Genomic DNA, 19,805 nt, shown 5'->3' with positions numbered 1-19,805 from the left:
TTATTTTTCTTATCACGGGCGGGCCTTCCGTTGCCTAGGGTTAGTTCATGCCTCATATTCTATACCGGCTGTCAATGCGTAAGTTCTACATATTATCGCCATTTTAAATAAGCCTTTCTATTTGGGCCAAGGCGACGAGATACATATTACCGCCAGCATTGGTATCAGCCTGTTCCCCCAGCACGGCGGCGATCCTGATATATTGATAAGCTACGCCGATGTGGCGCTGAGCCAAGCCAAGGCTGAAGGTCGCGGTTGTTTTGCCTACTATTCCGAAGAGCTGACGTTGGCCGCCCGTAAGCGGATTGAGCTGGAAACCCGCTTACGTAAAGCTATTGAACAGCATGAACTGCGGGTTTTTTATCAGCCGCAGATCGATATTGATTCGGGGCGTATTATCGGCGCAGAAGCTTTGCTACGCTGGCTCGACCCGGTCGAGGGTGTGATTTCCCCTGTTCAGTTTATTTCTCTTGCAGAGGAAACCGGACTGATTTTAGAAATTGGCGAGTGGGTATTGCGTGAAACCTGCCGTCAAGGTAAGCAATGGCTGGACGCCGGTTTATCGCCGTTAACTTTGGCGGTCAATGTTTCGGCTCACCAATTTCGTCGATCCGATATTGGTGCTTTGGTTACTAAAGTACTGAGTGAGACTGGCTTTCCCGCGGAACAACTGGAGTTGGAAATGACTGAGAGTGGACTGATGGAGAGCCAGGATAAAGTGATGGGGCTTTTAAATAAACTTCGTGCATTGGGCGTGCGTTTTGCTATTGATGATTTTGGTACCGGTTATTCGTCATTGGCCTATCTCAAACACTTTCCGCTGGATTCGTTGAAAATAGACAAGAGTTTTATCGATGACATTCCTCATATGCAGGACGATATGGAAATTGCCGCCACGATTATCGCGATGGGGCATATGCTGGGCTTTAAAGTGCTGGCCGAAGGTGTTGAAACGGTTGAGCAATTGGCATTTTTACAGAGTAAAGGCTGCGATGCTTATCAAGGTTATCTTCAAAGTAAACCCGTACCGCCTGACGAGTTTGTTAAGTTATTGTCATGGCATGGATTAAAGCTGAGTTGAACAGCTTGCCTGTTCAAACGAAACTTACGCCATTTGGGTATAAAGCTGAGTTGAGCAGCTTACCTGCTCAAACGAAACTTATGTCCTTTGGGTATAAGTTAAGGTGTAGATTGTTAATGGAAATTTCTTCTCCAAGGTTTTCGTGCTTGCCATTGCGCTTGTGTTGCTGCCGAAACTTGTATTTTTCCGGTATACTTTGCAACATTTTTAACTCAGGGTATAGGTGTTATGTCGGAAATCAATAAAGTTGTCTTGGCTTATTCCGGAGGTCTGGATACTTCCGTTATTCTTAAGTGGTTACAGGATGTTTATGGTTGTGAAGTCGTTACCTTTACGGCTGATTTGGGGCAGGGTGAGGAAGTTGAGCCGGCACGGGCAAAAGCGCAGGCGATGGGCATCAAGGATATTTACATCGAAGACTTGCGCGAAGATTTTGCCCGCGATTACGTTTTTCCGATGTTCCGCGCCAATACAATCTATGAGGGCGAATATTTGTTGGGCACATCGATTGCCCGTCCTTTAATTGCGAAGAGACTGGTGGATATCGCCAACGAAACCGGGGCAAACGCGATTTCTCACGGCGCAACCGGCAAAGGCAATGACCAGGTTCGCTTTGAGCTGGGCGCATACGCACTGCGTCCCGATATTCAAATCATTGCGCCTTGGCGGGAATGGAGCTTAAGTTCGCGTCAAACCCTGCTGGACTATGCCGAGAAACATCAGATTCCGGTGGAAATGAAAAAAGGGAAGGCATCTCCTTATTCAATGGACGCCAATTTGCTGCATATCTCTTATGAAGGAAGAATTTTGGAAGATCCTTGGATGGAGCCTGAAGAAGATATGTGGCGCTGGACAGTCTCGCCTGAAGCTGCGCCCGACAAACCGACTTATATTGAATTGACTTACCGCCAAGGCGATATTGTTGAAATCGATGGCGAGCCTTGCTCTCCAGCCACCGTAATGGAGCGGCTAAACAAAATCGCCGGGGCTAACGGCATCGGACGGCTGGATATTGTCGAAAATCGCTATGTCGGCATGAAGTCGCGCGGTTGCTACGAAACGCCGGCCGGCACCGTGATGCTGAAAGCACATCGTGCGATTGAATCATTAACGTTGGATCGTGAAGTGGCGCATTTAAAAGATGAACTGATGCCTCGTTACGCTTCGTTGGTTTATAACGGTTACTGGTGGAGCCCTGAGCGCAAAATGATGCAAACGATGATCGATGCGTCCCAGGTGCATGTCAACGGTAAAGTCAGGCTGAAACTTTATAAAGGTAATGTGATAGTGGTCGGACGCACTTCCGAAACTGACAGCCTGTTTGATGAAAGTATTGCAACGTTCGAAGATGACGGCGGCGCCTACAACCAAAAGGATGCCGAAGGTTTTATCAAATTAAACGCGTTGCGAATGAGAATAGCTGCCGCCAAACGGTCAAGCTAATATTAGAGGGGCATGGGGTGAGAGACCTTATGCCCTTTTCTCATTGTAGATTAGTATGCGGAATGTATTTAAATAAAATGCAGAATTTGAGCATTAAACTTGTATAATCGCGAGTTAGGTAGCGTTACTACCGCTATGGTCTGCTATGAAAAAAATAATAATTATTCGGTCAGGATGGTTGGTCGCCATGGGTTTCCTGGTTCGAGGGGAAGTGATTAATGAGCGATATAGATAAGATAGATTCGGTAGTGGAGACGTTGCCCGATAGCGTTTCTACGGTTCTGCAAAGAATACCTTCGCATCATGAATTAATGAAAGTTAACAGATTATTGCTGATGATAGTCTGCGCTTTGATGGTTGTCATTTTGATAGCCGGTTTTTTGTTGTTTCCAACCGATAACTTTATCAGCAATTACAAAAAAGTTACTGCGACCGAGACTTATGCGGCTGAAATGAATCCAGTGTTGTCTTCGGAAGTTAGTGCGCTTAAAGGTCAACTCGTTGGTTTGGTCAGTGGTTCAATTGAAAGCAAATTGAATGCGTTGGAAGAAAGCATTCGGGTAGGTTCGGTTTCCAGTTCCATAGGCACGATAGAAGATTTGAAAAACGATCTTAAAGTTCTTCGCGCCTATTCCGAGCCTGCCAAAAAAGGAAACGCAACTGTTTCTAATGAGCAGTTAATGCTGGAGATGTCGCAATTAAAACGTTTAATCTATTTAACAATTGCCTCTTGCGGGTTGATGCTGGCGGCAGTTGCAGGTGTTTGGATCAAGAATCGTAACCGTTTGCCTTATAAAGAGGCAAAAACAGCTTATCTAGGAAAGGATTGATTTTCCGGTTTTTAGATATAAAAAAAGCCGCCCCAAGTCTAACGACTGGGGCGGCTTTTTTATGCGTATAGATCCGGGATTAGTTGCCGCCCAGATATTTGTACAATGCATCAACAGCTTGATCTTCGCCGTATCCAGCTTTAACAACGGCTGGGTTTTTCATGATTTCAGCGATAGCTTTAGGCATGCCGCCTTTGCCTTCTTTAAGAACATTTTCAAATTTCGCTCTGTCTAATTGACCTGATTTAATTAAAGCAGGTAATTGTGGATTTGAAGCGATATCGTGGCAAGTGCCGCAGCCACGGCCGAAAGCGCGCTCATAGATTTTTTTACCAACATCACTAGCTTCGTCAGCAAATACTTGTCCGCTTAAAGTGATTAAAGCAATACCAGCTAATGTTCCTAAGGTTTTTTTCATATTGATCTCTCCTCGTGGTAGTAAAAAAGAACCGTTGTTTATTTTTGAAGAAAATAACAGTTCGATAAAAAGTAAAACCGTGAAAGCATAGGGAATTTGATGAGAAAATTCAATTATTTTATTTATTTATTTCGTTAAATCGTATTATTGGCAACGACTGACAGTAGTTAAAAGCGATTAACCGGCCTTTAAATTGAAGTACGGTACTCGTCTGAAAACCAGTTTAGTTTGTCATGTAATGTTACTACCGTACCGATAATAATCAGGGTAGGCGGCTTAATGTCCTGAGCGGCAACCTTGCCCGGTAAGGTCTCCAAGGTGCCGGTAATGACCCGCTGATTGGACGTGGTACCTTGTTGAACAATCGCGATAGGTAAATCCTTGGGGCTGCCGTGCGCAATCAGAGACTGGCATATTTTTTCCAGGCCGGCCAGGCCCATATAGATGACGATAGTTTGATTAGGCGCTGCAAGTTGCGTCCAGTTTAAATTGACGGAGTTATCTTTTAGGTGGCCGGTGACGAAAGTGCAGGATTGCGCATGATCTCGATGAGTCAACGGAATGCCTGAGTAGGTTGCACAGCCCGAAGCGGCGGTAATTCCGGGGACGACTTGAAAGTTAATGCCTTGCTGCATTAATGTTTCAATTTCTTCGCCGCCGCGGCCGAATATGAAAGGGTCGCCGCCTTTTAAGCGAACCACCCGTTTTCCGGCTTTAGCCAAATCAGCCAACAGGGTATTGATGGATTCTTGCGGCAGCGCATGATATTGGCGTTCTTTGCCGACATAGATCTTTTCTGCATCCCTGCGTGTCAAATCGAGAATCTCCGGCGAAACCAGCCGGTCGTAAACGACCACGTCGGCCTGCTGCATCAATCTCAATGCACGGAAAGTCAGCAAATCCGGTGCGCCGGGGCCTGCTCCGACCAGATAGACTTCACCGAGATTAGAGCTGTCTTTTTGCTTGAGCAAAGTTTGTTCTAATTGCTGTTCGGCCTCCTGTTCTTTGCCCGAGAAGATTAATTCGGCAACAGAGCCCTGCAAAACATTTTCCCAAAAGATTCTACGTTGAGCGGGCTTTTTAATATGCTGCTTGACCTTATTCCTGAACTTATCGGCTAAGGCAGCCAGGCGGCCATAGGCAGGAGGAATCACGGTTTCAATCTTAGCTCTGAGTAAACGGGTTAACACCGGGGCGGAACCGCCGGACGATACAGCGGCAATAACCGGTGAGCGGTCAATAATAGCTGGAAAGATGAAGCTGCAGAGTTCGGGGTTATCGACCACATTAACGAGGATATTTTGTTCCGTTGCGGTTTGGGCAACCAGACAATTAGTTTCCATGTTATCAGTGGCCGATACTATCAGCCTGAATTCGCTAATATCCTCGGGAGAAAAACACTTCTGCAGCAGTGTTAAGTTATGACTTGTTTGCAAATTTAATACTGTGGGGCTTATTTCTCTGGCAATAACAGTAATTTTTGCACCGGCTCTAGCCAGTAATTCAATTTTTCGGGCGGCAATTTCGCCGGCGCCGACTACGAGGCAGGCCTGGTCTTTAAGCTTTAAAAATAAAGGGAAATAATCCATTGCGTTACGATGATTCTTGGATTTAAAGGAGGATGGTATTATAAGCTTACCCAACTTAGTTAAGAAAACTTAAAAAGCCATGATCGAATTTAACCTGGAATTAGACGCTAGCGGTTTAAATTGTCCTTTACCGTTGTTGCGACTAAAGAAAGCGCTGATGGATATGTCCAGCGGCGATATTGTCAAAGTGATTGCAACCGATCCGGCCGCGCATTTGGACTTTGGTGTTTATGCGGACCAGACCGGGCATCAAATTATTCAGTTGATAAGAGAATCGGACAAACAGATTTTTTATGTCAAAAAGAAATAGCGTAGTCTGGAATAAAATCATCCGAGCGTTGCGCCGGCTTTCATTGTTTCTCAAGTAGCTTTATTCCGGTCGGCAATATCCAGCGCTGTTTTCCATGCCTGAAGTTTTTGTTCGTAGCAGAGAGCGGCGTGCGCAGGACTGGTCGAAGGTAGCCGCACATAGCTGACAGGGACAGTTATGACAGTAGGTTGAACATATCGCCGGTATGTAGACTCCGCTTTCGACCCATTAAAGAAGACAGTGCGGATTTTTTTATGGCTATCAAAGAAACCTTGAAAGTCATTTACGGTGATGGATTCAGTGTCAATTTTGGCATCCAGGCTGCCGACTCGAGTACAGGACTGCAATACATCCCAGAGTGCTACGCGGGCCTTCTTCAGCTCATGATGCCGATGTTCATAGGGAGTATTCGGATCAAAACCGAGCAATTCAGCCATGATTTTCCAGAAAGCATTGCGGCGATTTGCATAATATTGTCCTGCCGCTAAAGACTCTCTTCCCGGCATGCTGCCCAGAATCAATATCTCTGCATTGCAATCCGCAACGGGTTCAAAACAGTATAAAAGTGTTTTCGTCATGAGGCCTCGCGCGCTGTTAATCGGTATCTTATGGGAAAAACAACTGCGTTTCTAGCAGAATAATCTAAATCATGCGATTAATCGGATTAGTTTTAAAGTTAGATTTATGATGCAATAAAAGTAAGAGCAAGTAGTTAAAATGAATTTTCCAACCTAACTTTGAGTTTAAACAAAATGGTCAAACGAAGTATTTTCAGGAAGCTTCTCGTTACGATGATAGGTTTGATTATTGCCTTATTGATGCTGTTAACCTTTATTCAAATTGAATTCCAGAAAGATGTATTCGAAAAGGAATTGGAGAAACGCATTGTGCTGATGAAAGGACGATTAATCGATAGAGGCCGGATTCTATCGAATAACTTATCAGGTCAGGTTGAAAACGGTCTTGCTTCGGTAAACTTATCTTTAATTGCCGACCAGTTAAGAGAATCCGTGAGGGAAAATAAAGAACTTCATTACATCATACTCATGCAGGCTTCCGGAAAGGCGTATATTCATACGTTAAGGCCGGAATTAGAAATGGAAGTATTGCCTGAAAAAGAGGATCTGTTTGCCGCGGCGCAACGAACGCCAACGGTTAATGAATATACACGCAATGGCGAGTCCTTTGTGGAATTTATTATGCCGATCCAGGTCAGCGCGAAGTCGTGGGGCGTTCTCCGGCTGGGCTTTTCCTTAAATATTCTTAATCAGGAGATTGTTAATTCGCAAAAAGAGAGTACCCGCCAAATCCGCGAAATGATAACGCGGCTGTTAATAACCGCGACCATTTTTATCATGATTGGCGCGGGCATTGTGCTATTCGTATCTGAACGTTTATCCAGGCCATTGATGCACTTGACCCGGTTGGCCGATGAATTGGCTAAAGGAAACTTTATTGTCAGTGACAATGTAAGAAGGATTCATGCCGATGGTGAAATTGGCGCGCTAAAAACAGCGTTTACCGAAATGGCCGAGAATCTGAAAATTTCTTACGATAAGCTTGAAGAATATAACCGTACTCTTGAGCAGAAGGTTGTAAACCGTACATCCGAATTGGCGGAAGCGCGAGACCAAGCGATTGCCGCAGATAAAAGCAAATCGGAGTTTCTGTCGATGATGAGTCACGAGATCCGGACACCGATGAATGCGATCATCGGCATGACCCGCTTAGCTTTGCATACGGATTTGACTGCAAATCAGCATGATTATTTGACAAAGGTTCAAGTTGCTTCGCAGGCACTGCTCGGCATCATCAACGATATTTTAGACTTTTCCAAAATTGAAGCCGGAAAGCTGGAACTTGAAGTGATCGAGTTTAATTTGGACGATGTGTTGAATAATCTTTTCAATTTAATGAGCGACAAGGCGGAAGAAAAGGATCTGCGGATGAATTTTGTTGCCTCCGACAATGTGTCGTTGGAATTAATTGGCGATCCGTTAAGGCTAGGCCAGGTGTTGATTAACTTTGTCAGCAATGCAATAAAATTTACCGACCACGGCAGTGTTACTGTCAGGGTTGCTTTGGCGGAAGATTGCGAGCAACTTAAAAAAAACGGTCAAATTATGCTTGAATTTTCTGTCGAAGATACCGGTATCGGCCTGACAGAAGAACAAGTTGGCAGATTATTTCAGTCTTTCAGCCAAGCCGATAAGTCGATCACCCGCAAATATGGAGGAACAGGGCTAGGGCTGGCAATTTGTAAGCGAATTGTGGATATGATGGGCGGCACTATCAGCGTAAAGAGTGAATCAGGAAAGGGCAGTATTTTTACGTTCACCGCCATCTTTCAGCAGTCCAGCGAGGTAGGGCAAAAACGAGCAGCATCGCTTAATGCTTTTGGTGGGGTGAAGGTATTAGTGGTAAACAACGACGATACAGCGCGGAATGCCTTATGCTCATATCTGGAAGCTCTATTGTTTGAAGTGACCTGCGTCAATACGGGCGAACAAGCGATCCAAATGTTGGAAAACGCTTATGTTGAAGAGCCCTTCCGGCTTGTAATCATGGATTGGGATTTACCCGGAATGGACGGCATCTCGGCCGTTCGGCATATTAAAACTAATCTTAGAATGGCCTGTATTCCTTACATTATTATGATTGCATATAGCAAGGAAGATATTGCCGTAATGCCGGCTGATCTTAACCTGGACGGTTTCCTTAGTAAGCCCGTGCATTCATCCGAGCTAAACAGTGCCGTTATCGAGGTATTCAATAAAAATAATTTCGATGAAAATTCGCTTTCGCCTAGCCGTCGAATAGACGAAAAGCTGGATCGAATTAGAGGCGCAAAGCTGTTGTTGGTGGAAGATAACATTATCAACCAACAGGTTGCTAAAGAAACGCTGGAACAGGAAGGTTTTGACGTAACCATTGCCGGAGACGGCCAGGATGGCGTGCAAAAAGTACGGGCCGATTATTTTGACGCGGTATTAATGGATTTGGAAATGCCCGTCATGGATGGCTATGAGGCTACTAGGATCATTCGATCTGAATCTCGATTTGATAATTTGCCGATTATTGCGATGACTGCCCATGCCATTAATGACGTCAGGGACAAGTGCCTGCGGATAGGTATGGACGGATATGTGGCTAAACCGATAGACATTGATGAATTATTGGAGAATTTGATTAAGTTTATCTCGCCGGAATTACGAAAGCCCCCGGCTTCCTATTCGGCAAAATCCGATCAACAACAAGTGGCGTTATTTCCTGACCTATTGCCCGGCATTGATATACAACAAGGCTTAAAAAATGTTGTGGGAAACGCTCAACTGCTGCGTAACTTGCTACTGAAATTTGATGAGGATTTTAGTGACGCACCGGCTCGTTTGGACGCTTTTTTACAAGCCGGCAATATTGAGGCCGCTTTGGCGTTTCTCCATATCATGAAAGGCGTAGCGGCTAATCTCGCAATGCCGGAATTGAGGGAATGTATCCAAGCTTTGGAGATGGCGCTTAAAAATCAATCACAATATGAGCCGGAGTTATCGGCTGATTTTACTGCCGCGTACAATAGAGTGCTTGAGTCGGTTAGGCAGTTGCTTCGCGTTAAAGATGAGGAGGGCGAATCAACAGTCTCTCTAAGCTGACCTGGCAACAAACATTCCCCTGACGGCTTTCTTGAATAAAAAATTGCCGGTAGCTATGGCCTTTATGACGAAAAAAGAGCAGTGTAGGCAAAAGGTGACAGGGCTTTAGTTTTATCAGAAAGTGTATCCGCTGTAGCTTGAGATGAATGCGAATGGCGGTTGCTTTGTGCGAATAGTTAGTGAGTTGAGTTCAGTATGAGGTGTTTTAATTTCGATTGATTTAGTAGCTATAAGGTTTGTAATTCATTTTTATATTGGTAAATTAAAAATTGAATGACGATAAAGTTGAGTTATAGGCTCAGCAAGGAATGGTTTTTTACAATGCAAATTAAGTTTCCATTTGATATATCCAAGCCGGTTATGGGTGAAGCAAGCATTGAGATCAACAAACCGATTCAAGATGTTTTCTCTTATATTGGCGAGCATTTTTTTGAAAATTACCCTAAATGGTCTGTAGAAGTTGTTGAGTTCGAACCCTTGGATGGTAAAGAAGTCTTCGTCGGAGCCAAAGCAAAACAAGTCCGTAAAGACAACGGGGCGGAAGTCGAGTCGGTTTTCGAAATCGTAGATTATCAGCCGGTGGTAAAACTTATTTTCAAAGGCCTAACTGAGCCCTATAAGCATAGCTATCTATTAGAAAGCAGTGAACAAAAGCAACCCACCCGCTTGACTTTTCGTTTTGAATTACTGGAGCTTGAAGTTTTTATGCGTCCTTTTGAAAAACTGATACGTTCTGCTATTGAAGATGGCGCGGAAAATACGGTTGAAAACATTAAAAAATTAATCGCGATCGAAAGCATTTAATATCTGGCGGAACCCTAGCAATCATAAAGATCGGAGTTTATTTATGACTTTTATTGTTGAAAAAGATAGCGGCGGCCTTATTCCACAAGTACTTTCTTCTATTTTGGATGAGTGTGTTAACGGTGTCACTTTAGCCGATCCGGACTTAGAGGATGCTCCGATTGTTTACGCTAATAAAGCTTTTGAGCGTTTAACAGGATATAGCCAAGAAGAGATTGTTGGCCACAATTGCCGCTTTTTGCAAGGTAATGATAGGAATCAAGATGCACGCCGTCAGATTAGTGAGGCGATAAAAAATCATCAACCGGTCGAAGTAACATTGCGCAATTATAAAAAAGACGGGACATTGTTCCATAACCGTTTGAAAATAATTCCATTGTTCGATAAAAAACATAGGGTCATATATTATCTCGGCGTGCAGTACGATATAACGGAGCAGGTTAACGCGAACAATGAAATTAAGGAGCTGAACGACTTATTGAATGCCGTACCGGACAAATAATCTAGCTATTTAAAATAAACTATTTAGAAATAAAGGTAAGTTTATGAATGAGATAGAGAGTATCAATAACGACAATGACTTACTTTTCAATGAAGTATTGTTCGGTCTTGCTATAGTCGCTTTCCTCATCTTGCTAGTCATTGAAAAAATTAAACCTTATCGTCATTTTTCTCCAAAAATCAACAAAGAATCGTTTGTTACCAACACCACTGCATTTTTAGTTAACAATCTGATTTTGACTGTATTAAGGGCATCTTCGTTATTTCTTGTCGCCCAGCAATTTGCCTCTTACGGGCTATTAGGCCATCTGGAAAACGGCCCGGTTAAATGGCTGTTGGCTTTCATCTTTTTTGATTTGGCAATCTATGCTTGGCATGTGGCGAGCCACAAGTTCGAGTTTTTATGGCGATTTCATAAAATACATCACAGCGATAAAAGCTTTAATGTCTCTACGGGCTTTCGCTTCCACGTTTTCGATTTACTGTTGGAAATTGTTTATAAATCAATATTTGTTGTCGTGATCGGCGTGAATGCATATTTAGTACTTTCGATCGAGATTATCGAATTATTTTTCATCTTTTTTCACCATGCCAACCTTCGCGTGCCCAACGAAGAATCAATCTCGCAAGTCTTTATTACGCCGTCACTGCACAGAACGCATCATTCAACCTTGCGTAAAGAACACGACAGTAACTATGGGATTGTTTTGTCATTTTGGGACCGGATTTTTTGCACTCGAAAAGAGCTGGTGCCTGAACATATCGGTCTGGATTTAATTGAAGCTGAAAATTTTATACAGCTGTTTTCGTTGGCATTTATTACTGAAATCAAAATCCGGAAATTATTCAGCTGGATTCCTAAAGGCAAAAAACGCAAATAAGTCTGCGTTGGTTACTGATATTCAACTAACCAGTAGGTAACCTGAGCGATGATTATCAAAACAAAGAAAGATATACCGGCTAGCGAAATTACCGATCCGCTAGTTTTTAACAATCGGCGGAAAATTATCAAGGCCATACTGGCGGGAGCGGTTACCGGGATCGGTATTTCGCCGGTATCGGCCGCTAACAATAGTATTGCTTGGCCGGATCTACCCAGAGGCGACGGTTCAGCCGGTCTTTTAACGCCTACGCCGGCTGAGCTGGTCAAAAATTATACAAACTATTATGAGTTCGCGTTCAACAAACAAGATTCGGCAAGACTAGCCCAAAATCTGCGCACCGACTCTTGGACTATTGAGATTGGTGGCGAAGTGGAAAATCCCGGTATTTATTATCTGGAAGATGTTTTACGTCAGCAGACGCTGCAAGAATATATTTACCGTTTTCGTTGTGTTGAGGGGTGGTCAATGGTTGTGCCTTGGGTTGGATTCCCTTTAAGTTGTTTATTAAAATTTGTTAAACCCTTATCGGGTGCCCTTTTTGTAAAATTTACCGCCGTTCATCAACCGGAGGTAATGCCCAAACAGCGCCGTAATGCGATGTTGGAATGGCCTTATGTTGAGGGTTTACGCATGGATGAAGCCATGCATCCTTTAACGATATTGGCTGTCGGCATGTATGGCTCCATTTTGCCCAAGCAAAATGGAGCGCCGTTGCGTTTAGTCGTACCTTGGAAATACGGTTTTAAGAGCATTAAAGCAGTTGTAAAGATAGAGCTGGTAAGAAGACCGCCGGTAACCTCGTGGTGTCAATTCGCTCCTCATGAATATGGTTTTTACTCTAATGTAAATCCCGCTGTGGCTCATCCTCGCTGGAGTCAAAGCAGCGAACGCCAATTGGGTAGCGGATTTTTTACGCCGCGTCGAAAAACCGAATTATTCAACGGTTATGGTGAACAAGTAGCATCGCTTTACCGCGATATGGACTTACGGCATTTTTTCTGATGATTTTTAAGATCGATAACTTGAGAACGAAATGTATAGTGGGGGGATTAATTCCCTTGTTATGGCTATCTATTGATATTGCTTTTGACAATCTTGGGGCAAATCCTATTTATGCGCTGCATGTTCGCTTAGGCGATTGGTCATTGCGTTTTTTATGTTTGACGTTGGCGATTACGCCTATCCAAACGATGACCAATTGGCGAGGCATGGCAGATTATCGGCAGTTGTTTGGAATGTACGCTTTTTTCTATGCAACGCTACATGTTCTGGCATATTTAGTTATAGATCATGCTCTAGTTTGGCACATGATCGGTATCGATATTATTGAAAGTCCTTATATCTGGTTTGGAGTGCTTGCTTATATTATTGTTTTTTTATTAGCGCTGACATCGTCCAAATGGGCTAAAAAGCGTATGGGTAAAAGCTGGAAAAAGCTTCATCGATTTATATACCTTGCCGCTATTGCAGCCGTTATTCACTATTTTTGGCAACTCAAAGGTAACTTGGCTGAACCTTTGTTTTATGCAATTATGGTGTTTTTATTGTTGGTGTTCCGTATCTTAGTTTGGGTGAAAAACCGGCAATTGAATAAAGCGATGGCTCCGACGGCGCGGCGGGTGTTGACCTTGGCGGAAGAACAAAGCGAGATACCGGAAACGATCCACAAACAACATTGATGAGCCGGTTGGAGGATGAAGTAATCGGTCTGCGTTTTTACTCTTTACTTTGTATTAGCCAATAAGTAATACCTAACGCTATTACAACCAATGCCGATGCATTCACATATTCTGCTGGTAACTCTTTGTAATCAAATACAATGATTTTCCTGGAAATGGCCATTAACGCGGTGGCCACAACCAAGTTTACCGGGATTACATCGCTTCTGATATAGACTGTAATATTCAGGAAAATCTCAACAGCAATTAACACGGCTAAAAAAGCGCCAAACGTTTCCAGCATGTCGTTAATAGTCATCAGCATGAATGGCGGCAGAGTGATTTTTTCGAAAATCACATAAACGACATCCATAATGCCGAATAAAATAACGATTACCATTAGTAGAGCCAGAAATTTGAGCCCTAAGCGTATGATACGATGCAAAAGCTGTATAAACGGGTCTTCATGCTGAACGGGCAGTTCTTCGTGTTGAACAGACGGTTGCTCGGTACTTTCCAAAGTAACTTGTTTAAGCAATTTACTGTGCAGGTAGGCTAATAAAGGGGCGATAACCTGCTTATGAGAGACCAAGCTCGCCGGTGTTAAGTCCTTCTCAAAAAAATGATTAAAGCCTTCTATTCCGCTTAGCTCTTTGGCTTCGAGTTTTACAAAGCCCAGGCTCCAATAGGGAAATACGCGCTCCGTTATCGGCAGTTTTTCAATCAGGGTTACGTTTTTATGGCGTGTATCTTGTTTTATGGCTTCAAAGGTAGCATCAACGGCCGCCTCATCGCCTTCCAATACCTGAAAAAAAGTGCCGTGCAAATAAAGCAGTATGCCGGTTATATTTTTGGCGGCATTGTTTACTCGACAGATTTTGAGCAGGGTTAACAGATTTTCCGGATTAAAATCCATAACTGCGGTGCTGGCGTAAGTCAGTCGTATCATTGCGGCCTTCCGTAAGTGATTGCCGATTTTGCAGATGCTTTTATAAGCTGTCGTTGCCAATGACAGCATAAGTCAGTCAGGCTTTGAAAGTATTATTTAAATGAGGTATAAAGAAAACAGCTTTCAACATACCGGGTGGCGGCTCCTTCCATACGACAAAGCTGAACATTTTTGCAAGGCCGCATAAGCGGCTTTAATTGCCTGCCGTGCTACAGCTTGAGCTAATCGCTTTATTTAATCGGCGAGCAATGCTAAAGTAAATGTTTATTAAAACACTTGGTATTTGTTTTTTGTTGCCGGCTGTTCATCTACAACATCTTACAACAACTTTATTTAGGAGAATCTCATGGCTTTCGAACTTCCTGCTTTACCTTATGCGAAAGGTGCATTAGCGCCCCATATTTCTGAAGAAACTTTAGAGTATCATTACGGCAAGCATCACCAAACCTACGTAACAAATCTGAACAACTTGGTTCCGGGAACTGAATTCGAAGGTTTGTCCCTGGAAGAAATTATCATGAAATCTTCCGGCGGTATTTTCAATAACGCAGCGCAAGTTTGGAACCATACTTTCTACTGGAACAGCATCGCTCCGAATGCCGGCGGCGAGCCTAGCGGTGCTTTAGCCGATGCAATCAATTCAACTTTTGGTTCGTTTGCAAAGTTCAAAGAAGAATTCACTAAATGTGCGGTTACCACTTTCGGTTCAGGCTGGGCTTGGTTGGTACAAAACGCCGACGGCAGTTTGGCGCTGGTTAGCACTAGCAACGCGGGCTGTCCTTTAACAGCCGGTCAAAAACCGTTGTTGACTTGCGATGTTTGGGAGCACGCTTATTACATCGATTACCGCAATGCACGCCCAACTTATCTGGAAGCATTCTGGGCATTGGTTAACTGGGATTTTGCTGCAAAAAACTTTTCAGCTTAATTTCTAACGATATTGTGCAGGCTGCCGTAGCCGCGAGGAAGCGCTTGTTTTTCGTGGCGAGGTTTTTTTACCTATTGCGCAACATCAGTTTTTAAGTAGTATAAGAAACCTCCTGTATCTACCGGTGCAGGGGGTTTTTTTATGGGAGATATAAAATGGCTACAGTTTTAATTACCGGTGCTAATCGCGGTTTGGGTCTGGAGTTTTGCCGCCAATATGCCGAACAGGGCTGGCATGTGATTGCCTGCTCACGTAATCCGGACGATGCGTTTGATTTGAATAATCTCGCCGGTCATCATTCTAAAATCCAGTTGGAAGCGTTGGATGTTTCCAAGTTTAAGCAGATCGATGCGTTATCGCAAAAATTAGCGGATCGACCAATTGATATTTTGATCAATAATGCCGGTGTTTACCTGGATGATAAAAGTAACGGTTTCGGCCATTTGGATTACCAGGCCTGGACGGAGTCATTTTTAACAAATACCGAAGCGCCGCTCAAAATGGCCGAAGCATTTCTGCCGCACATTAAAAAAAGCGGCAAAAAGCTGATTGTTAATATCAGCAGCCTGATGGGCAGTATTGCTGATAATGACAGTGGCGGCAGTATTTTTTACCGTTCCAGCAAGGCAGCACTGAATGCGGCGATGAAGAGCCTGGCTGTAGAGCTTAAAGATCAGTCCGTCGGCGTGCTTATTTTCCATCCCGGCTGGGTCAAAACTGATATGGGCGGGCCTAATGCGTTGATTAATGCCGAGCAAAGCGTTTCCGGAATGTACGGTTTGATAGAGCGCTTTTCTTTGCATCAGTCAGGCAGTTTCGTCAAATACGACGGAACCCCGATGCCATGGTAATTGCTATGATTAAAAAGACATTGATTTTATCGTTAATGTTGCAAGGCGCGGCCTTTGCAAGCACGAGGATACCCGAACAGATCCAGCCGCCTGCGGGCTATCATCCGGTACTGACGGTGCATGCGAAAGGCGACCAGATTTACCAATGCTCAGCCAAGCAGGGCGAGTATTCATGGCAAACGCTGGCGCCTGACGCCAAGCTGTTCGACGGGCAGGGCAATATCGTCGGCAATCATAGCGCGGGCCCGCTTTGGGAATATAAAGAAGGCAGCCGCGTGGTCGGAAAAGTGCTTAAGAAAATCGATGTAGCGCCGGGTTCGGCCATTTCCTGGTTATTGGTCGAAGTCGTATCCCATAAGGGCGACGGTTTGTTTGCAAATGTCAGCTTTATTAACCGGATTAATACGCAAGGCGGCCTGGCGCCTGCTTCCGCATGCAACGCCAACCATTTAGGCAGTGAGAAACGAGTTGCCTATACGGCGGATTATGTTTTTTACGGGAAATAATTAGTCTTGAAAAAGCAGTTAAGCCACGGATAAACTCGGATTGCGGGGCCCCTTTAGGTGCCCGCTACGCTTGCGTGACATAGTGTCTTATCCGGGGTTATACGTGTAGATTTGTAGCGGACTAGCTTTTTAGGACTCAATAGGAATAGTGTTAATGGAAAGAAGCAGGCTAAAAAACTATTTCGCCTTTCGTCTCTCACCTCGGCGTCTGCGCTCTGTTCTTCTATCGGTCAGCTTTAACTCCCTAAGCTTCATCAGCGCATAAACCGATTCCAGATGAGGCGCGGCCACGCCTAAGCGTCGGGCAGCACGTAGCGTGTTGCCTAGAATGGCCTCGGTCTCCATCGGATGGCCGTTCTCGTAATCCAGCAGCATGCTGGTTTTATAAGGCGGCATCGCATAAGTGTTTTCGATATTGATGTTGACAATATCGTCGGGCAGCGGATGCCCGGAGGCGGCGGCAATGTCGCAAACTTCGTGCATAATGCTGCGCACCAAAGGCTCCTGGGTTTGCAGAATGTCGAGTGTCTGCAAGCCGCCCGATAATACCGATAGCGGGTTAAAAGGCGCGTTCCAGACGCATTTTTGCCAACGTCCGGTAACAATATCCTCGCTCGCTCCGCATTCAATACCGGATTGATTAAACAGCTCGCAAAGCTGCATGGTTTTACGGCTGACGCCGCCCGGCAAATTACCTAAAACTAAACGGCCGTAAGCCAGATGCAAAATTTCGCCGGGATTGATGCGGTTACAGCAAATGAATGCCAAACCGCTGACGATTTCATTGTTGGGGAAAGCCTCCAGCATTTCCTGTTCGATGCCTACGCCGTTTTGAATAAAAACTATCGATGTATTCCGGCCGACAGCCGGGCGTATCAGTTCGACTCGATCTACACTAGGAACGACCTTGGTGCAGAGTAAGATATAGTCCGGCGGGGCTTCAAGATCGGTAACGCTCTTTAAAACTTGCGCCGGCGTAAAATTCCAGCGGCCGAGAGCCTGGCTGTTGATGATGAAATCGTGTTGTTTGACCTGGTCGTAATCGGAGCGGCAGATGACAGAGACTTCGGCTCCGGCCTGAGCTAGCAGCGAGCCGTAAAAAGCGCCGATAGCGCCCGCTCCAATAACAAGCACTTTAATCATGGCTATCTTCGTCCAAAATCTGCTTTAAAAAAGGAAGAGTCAACTTACGTTTTGCGGCCAACGACGCCTTGTCCAATTTTTCCAGTAAAGCCCAGAGAGAGCTTAGGTCCCTGTTGTAATGCGTCAGCAGGAAGCGTCCGGCATGAGGGGCGATTTCAAAGCCCATTTGCGCTGCTTTGAAAATTAATGCGGCGATTCGGTCGCTATCGGTTAAAGACTGTAGTTTTAAGGTCAGCCCCCAATTAAGCCGGGTTTTAAGGTCGGGTAATTGAATAGCAATGTCGTTCGGAGCGGAACATGCGGATACGATAAGCTTATGGCCGTGATCGCGGTGTAGGTTAAAAAAATTAAAAAAAGCCAGCTCCCAGGCGGCGTTGCCAGCGATATGCTCGATGCCGTCGAAACAAACCACATCGTACTCATCAAGCCCGATTAACATGGACGGGCCGGTCAACTTTGCATTCGTTAAATCGAAATAGAACGAACTGAGGTGTTGGCTCTGCGCTTGATGACAGCAAGCTTGCAGCAAATGCGTTTTGCCTTGGCCCGGCTTGCCCCAGATGAAAATTTGCTGTTCGCCGATACCGGCAATGCACTGCTGCAAATGCGTGACTATTTCCTGATTTGCGCCGGGAAAAAAATCCTTAAAGGTCTGATTGGCCCTGAATTCGAAATCTAATGGGAGTTGCTGCGCCATTGTCAGTTCTGTCTTGCCGCCATGCGTACATAAAATGCCGAGCCGAAAAACAGCATCAAGCTCAGCATGACTTCAAGCACTGCATACAGCCGTTCGTCGGCGTTCGCGTAAGCTTCGGCAGTCCCGTGCAGAAAATAGATCAGGCTGACATAGGCCGCCCATGCGCAACTTCTCGGTTTGCGGTCCAGTAATCCGCGCATCGGCAGTAGTAGCGGTGTAACGGCGATCAGTAAAACCAATGCTACCGGAAGTCGGCCGGATGGCGCGAGTACGGTATTCCAGAGCATTAATAATGCAAACAAGCCGAAAAAACCGGTCAGGGCAATGATGTAGTAGTAAATCGGCTTTATATTCATGTTGCCTGTTTTAATTGAAGCGCGGTTTTAGCCAAACGCATGCCCAGTGCTTTGCATAAGATTTTTTCATGATTCGTTAATTCCGTGTGGCCGGTCGATACATGGCTGGGGCCGTAAGGCGTGCCGCCCGAGGTAGTTTCGCGCAACGCATGCTCGGTGCTGGGCAGGCCCATTATCAGCATGCCGTGGTGCAGCAGCGGCAACATCATCGATAACAGCGTGCTTTCCTGGCCGCTGTGCATGCAGCCGGTTGAAGTAAATACGCTTGCCGGTTTGCCGGACAGTGCGCCTGAAAACCAGATTGAGGTGGTGCTGTCGATGAAATATTTCAGCGGTGCGGCCATGTTGCCGAAATGGGTTGGACTGCCCAGCGCCAAGCCGTCGCAGTATTGTAAATCGTCAAGCGTCGCGTATAGCGCGCCGTGAGCAGGAATGGTCTCAGCGGTTTTCTCGCAGACGGTTGAAACCTCGGGGACGGTTCTAAGCACAGCCTCAGCGCCGTCAACCGATTCAACGCCGCGAGCGATATGATTAGCCATATCGGCGGTCGAGCCATTACGCGAGTAATAAAGAATCAGGATTTTCGCCATAAACTCAAGTTATTACAAAATAGCGAGTACATCTTCCGGCGGACGGCCAATCGCGGCCTTGCCGTTCGCGATAACAATAGGCCGCTCAATTAAAATCGGGTGATCGACCATCGCTTGAATCAGCACCTGCCTATCCAGCGAAGCGTCGTCCAGACCGTTGGCCTTATATTCGGCCTCTTTTTTACGCATTAACTCGCGCGGTTCCATAGCCAATTTTTGCAAAATATCATCCAGCTCTTGAGCATTGGGAGGCGTTTTAAGATATTCGATAACTTCCGGCTCGATACCTTGATCTTTCAACAGCTGCAAGGTTTGACGCGACTTGCCGCAACGCGGATTGTGATAGATTTTTACAGTCATGGTTGACCTGCTTTTGAAATATAAAGTAATTGAAAATAGCGCCTAAGTGACGACAGATTAAACGCAACACATTGGGCCTGATAAAAACCTCATCCGCTGATGCCGTTACCAACAAAACCTTATGATAGCATTTTTAAAAAAATCACACTTTGCGGAGATTGGGGGAGCTCACCACCTATCACATTATTTAGGCTATTATAAAGTCCATCGATTTTTGCCGTTGTAAATTGATGAGTACAGTAAAACAGTTGTCCGAA

At 45.0% G+C, this 19,805-nt stretch carries 22 protein-coding genes; 13 read left to right on the top strand and 9 right to left on the bottom strand.

Translation table 11 applies throughout. The features are described 5' to 3' along the window. Window positions 1-91: 91 nt before the first annotated feature. The 3 genes from EKO24_RS07620 (at window position 92) to EKO24_RS07610 (ending at window position 3,354) form a co-directional block, all read left to right on the top strand. A complete protein-coding gene (locus EKO24_RS07620; RefSeq protein WP_338323997.1) occupies window positions 92-1,081 on the top strand; it encodes a putative bifunctional diguanylate cyclase/phosphodiesterase in 990 nt (329 codons plus the stop codon). Between the two features lie 228 nt (window positions 1,082-1,309). Beyond that, a complete protein-coding gene (locus EKO24_RS07615) occupies window positions 1,310-2,524 on the top strand; it encodes an argininosuccinate synthase (protein ID WP_127030444.1) in 1,215 nt (404 codons plus the stop codon). Window positions 2,525-2,742: 218 nt separating this feature from the next. Then, a complete protein-coding gene (locus EKO24_RS07610; RefSeq protein ID WP_127030443.1) occupies window positions 2,743-3,354 on the top strand; it encodes a hypothetical protein in 612 nt (203 codons plus the stop codon). Between the two features lie 79 nt (window positions 3,355-3,433). Here EKO24_RS07610 and EKO24_RS07605 read toward each other — a convergent pair whose 3' ends face one another. Beyond that, the gene (locus EKO24_RS07605) at window positions 3,434-3,772 is read right to left on the bottom strand and encodes a c-type cytochrome (protein WP_127030442.1); all 339 of its coding nucleotides are present in this window, start codon (window positions 3,770-3,772) and stop codon (window positions 3,434-3,436) included. A gap of 188 nt (window positions 3,773-3,960) precedes the next feature. Further along, the gene (gene cysG / locus EKO24_RS07600) at window positions 3,961-5,361 is read right to left on the bottom strand and encodes a siroheme synthase CysG (protein ID WP_127030441.1); all 1,401 of its coding nucleotides are present in this window, start codon (window positions 5,359-5,361) and stop codon (window positions 3,961-3,963) included. Window positions 5,362-5,440: 79 nt separating this feature from the next. Here cysG and EKO24_RS07595 point away from each other — a divergent pair, with 79 nt between their 5' ends. Next, the gene (locus EKO24_RS07595; protein ID WP_127030440.1) at window positions 5,441-5,671 is read left to right on the top strand and encodes a sulfurtransferase TusA family protein; all 231 of its coding nucleotides are present in this window, start codon (window positions 5,441-5,443) and stop codon (window positions 5,669-5,671) included. 50 nt (window positions 5,672-5,721) lie between these two features. On the opposite strand, the gene EKO24_RS07590 is transcribed toward EKO24_RS07595, so the two are convergent. Then, entirely contained in the window at window positions 5,722-6,249 is a 528-nt protein-coding gene (locus EKO24_RS07590; RefSeq protein WP_127030439.1) for a DNA-deoxyinosine glycosylase, read from the bottom strand. Window positions 6,250-6,462: 213 nt separating this feature from the next. On the opposite strand from EKO24_RS07590, the gene EKO24_RS07585 reads away from it, so the two are divergent. The 6 genes from EKO24_RS07585 to EKO24_RS07560 all read left to right on the top strand — a co-directional run bounded on the left by EKO24_RS07585 (window position 6,463) and on the right by EKO24_RS07560 (window position 13,189). Next, window positions 6,463-9,321 (top strand): response regulator, encoded by a 2,859-nt coding sequence (locus EKO24_RS07585; RefSeq protein WP_161990583.1) that lies wholly within the window; start codon window positions 6,463-6,465, stop codon window positions 9,319-9,321. Window positions 9,322-9,642: 321 nt separating this feature from the next. Next, the gene (locus EKO24_RS07580) at window positions 9,643-10,125 is read left to right on the top strand and encodes an SRPBCC family protein (protein WP_127030437.1); all 483 of its coding nucleotides are present in this window, start codon (window positions 9,643-9,645) and stop codon (window positions 10,123-10,125) included. Between the two features lie 43 nt (window positions 10,126-10,168). Further along, entirely contained in the window at window positions 10,169-10,627 is a 459-nt protein-coding gene (locus EKO24_RS07575) for a PAS domain-containing protein (protein WP_127030436.1), read from the top strand. A gap of 43 nt (window positions 10,628-10,670) precedes the next feature. After that, window positions 10,671-11,507 (top strand): sterol desaturase family protein, encoded by an 837-nt coding sequence (locus EKO24_RS07570; RefSeq protein WP_127030435.1) that lies wholly within the window; start codon window positions 10,671-10,673, stop codon window positions 11,505-11,507. 48 nt (window positions 11,508-11,555) lie between these two features. Further along, window positions 11,556-12,512, top strand: a complete 957-nt coding sequence (gene msrP, locus EKO24_RS07565) for a protein-methionine-sulfoxide reductase catalytic subunit MsrP (RefSeq protein ID WP_143733198.1) — start codon at window positions 11,556-11,558, stop codon at window positions 12,510-12,512. Continuing rightward, on the top strand, window positions 12,512-13,189 hold the full coding sequence (locus tag EKO24_RS07560) for a protein-methionine-sulfoxide reductase heme-binding subunit MsrQ (RefSeq protein ID WP_127030433.1): 678 nt from the start codon (window positions 12,512-12,514) through the stop codon (window positions 13,187-13,189). The genes msrP and EKO24_RS07560 overlap by 1 nt, the downstream gene beginning before the upstream one ends. Window positions 13,190-13,226: 37 nt before the next feature. Here the strand turns inward: EKO24_RS07560 and EKO24_RS07555 are convergent, their stop codons facing one another. After that, on the bottom strand, window positions 13,227-14,117 hold the full coding sequence (locus EKO24_RS07555; RefSeq protein ID WP_127030432.1) for a phosphate-starvation-inducible PsiE family protein: 891 nt from the start codon (window positions 14,115-14,117) through the stop codon (window positions 13,227-13,229). Window positions 14,118-14,463: 346 nt separating this feature from the next. Here EKO24_RS07555 and sodB point away from each other — a divergent pair, with 346 nt between their 5' ends. From sodB to EKO24_RS07540, 3 genes are all read left to right on the top strand, one after another. After that, complete coding sequence (gene sodB, locus EKO24_RS07550) at window positions 14,464-15,045, top strand: superoxide dismutase [Fe] (RefSeq protein ID WP_127030431.1); 582 nt, start codon at window positions 14,464-14,466, stop codon at window positions 15,043-15,045. 155 nt (window positions 15,046-15,200) lie between these two features. Beyond that, entirely contained in the window at window positions 15,201-15,896 is a 696-nt protein-coding gene (locus EKO24_RS07545; RefSeq protein ID WP_127030430.1) for an SDR family oxidoreductase, read from the top strand. A 5-nt stretch (window positions 15,897-15,901) separates the two neighbouring features. Beyond that, window positions 15,902-16,402 (top strand): DUF3455 domain-containing protein, encoded by a 501-nt coding sequence (locus EKO24_RS07540; protein WP_162853338.1) that lies wholly within the window; start codon window positions 15,902-15,904, stop codon window positions 16,400-16,402. Window positions 16,403-16,579: 177 nt separating this feature from the next. On the opposite strand, the gene EKO24_RS07535 is transcribed toward EKO24_RS07540, so the two are convergent. From EKO24_RS07535 to arsC, 5 genes are read right to left on the bottom strand one after another with little or no spacing between them, the layout of a single operon-like run. Then, window positions 16,580-17,545 carry a ketopantoate reductase family protein gene (locus EKO24_RS07535; RefSeq protein WP_196240009.1) on the bottom strand — a complete coding sequence of 322 codons (966 nt, stop codon included), beginning with the start codon at window positions 17,543-17,545 and terminating at the stop codon, window positions 16,580-16,582. Further along, window positions 17,538-18,242: a DnaA regulatory inactivator Hda gene (hda, locus tag EKO24_RS07530; RefSeq protein WP_127030428.1), complete on the bottom strand. Its 705-nt coding sequence runs from the start codon at window positions 18,240-18,242 to the stop codon at window positions 17,538-17,540. The genes EKO24_RS07535 and hda overlap by 8 nt, the downstream gene beginning before the upstream one ends. A gap of 2 nt (window positions 18,243-18,244) precedes the next feature. After that, a complete protein-coding gene (locus EKO24_RS07525) occupies window positions 18,245-18,598 on the bottom strand; it encodes a DUF2069 domain-containing protein (RefSeq protein WP_196240008.1) in 354 nt (117 codons plus the stop codon). Beyond that, complete coding sequence (gene wrbA / locus EKO24_RS07520) at window positions 18,595-19,188, bottom strand: NAD(P)H:quinone oxidoreductase (RefSeq protein ID WP_127030427.1); 594 nt, start codon at window positions 19,186-19,188, stop codon at window positions 18,595-18,597. Before wrbA ends, EKO24_RS07525 begins: the two co-directional genes overlap by 4 nt. Window positions 19,189-19,200: 12 nt before the next feature. Further along, window positions 19,201-19,548 (bottom strand): arsenate reductase (glutaredoxin), encoded by a 348-nt coding sequence (arsC, locus tag EKO24_RS07515; protein ID WP_127030426.1) that lies wholly within the window; start codon window positions 19,546-19,548, stop codon window positions 19,201-19,203. Window positions 19,549-19,805: the final 257 nt, after the last annotated feature.

The sequence above is a fragment of the Candidatus Methylobacter oryzae genome (assembly GCF_003994235.2).
In the GTDB taxonomy this organism is placed as follows: Bacteria; Pseudomonadota; Gammaproteobacteria; order Methylococcales; family Methylomonadaceae; genus Methylobacter_A; species Methylobacter_A oryzae.
The sequence above is the reverse complement of the archived record's forward strand: the minus strand, read 5'-3'. Positions and strand labels throughout refer to the sequence as shown.